General features: G+C 43.5%; 1 protein-coding gene and 1 pseudogene (1 of these 2 only partly in view). Both read right to left on the bottom strand.

Annotated features, from left to right (window positions below; genetic code table 11):
• Positions 1–205 (bottom strand): annotated as a pseudogene (locus J4G07_22505) (ABC transporter ATP-binding protein); it reaches 450 nt to the left of the window's first position.
• A 121-nt stretch (positions 206–326) separates the two neighbouring features.
• Positions 327–816 (bottom strand): hypothetical protein (locus J4G07_22500; GenBank protein MCE2416755.1); only part of this gene is annotated, 490 nt, incomplete at its 5' end.

Genomic DNA, 816 nt, shown 5'->3' with positions numbered 1-816 from the left:
TAAAGTTGCGATAGAGTTCGACGTTCTCAGAAACGTAAGCGAGATGCTTCTTCGCCTCCAGTGGGAACTTCGGGATCTCAATATCACCTACCAGTGCCGTGCCGCTTGTAGGTTCAATGAAGTTCAGCAGCATAGAGATGGTTGTGCTTTTCCCGGCACCATTCGCGCCGAGAACAACATAGATTTCACCGTCATCCACTTTCATGTTCAATTTGTTGACGGCTAAAACACTTTCGTTATAGACTTTCGTGAGTTTTCTCCTATCGTTGATTTACTTCTAAATCTATGATACCGGAAATTTAAGCCGATTTCAAGGAAGCCCCTTATCAGTTTCCGCTTGTGCCGGTGTGAAAGTTCTCAATAATATTGATGGAGCGGAAGGGTCCGTTCTCGCTGTGACGAGAATGTTCTGTAGTTTTCAGAAGCTTGATGCGGTCATTTACCAACTTATCAATATAAGCAGCTTTGTAAATTTCCCAATCCTCCGACGGTGGAATATCGAAAATGCCTAACTCCCGCAAATTCGGAGTGTCTTCGAGAAGTGCCAAAGTGTGCCGTTTTGATAGGTAGCGTGAATAATCACTAAAATTTTCTATGGTAACACCTCTGTCCAGAAGGTGTTGAAGCCATTCTTCTCGTGCGTATCTGGCATCTATCTCATGTTCTGTAGACGTACTGTCATAGTTTATTGTTTTTCTCCCAGGGACTTTATGATAAATGCTCACTTCGGTCTTTGAATGCCCTCGGTTGTAGTCTGCATTCAATGCTTGCATAAGTTCATGTGCGTTTTGGGGACCAGTATACTCTTTGTGAGTG

The organism is Candidatus Poribacteria bacterium (assembly GCA_021295715.1).
Lineage (GTDB): Bacteria > Poribacteria > WGA-4E > WGA-4E > WGA-3G > WGA-3G.
This window is presented reverse-complemented; position numbering and strand designations above follow the sequence as displayed.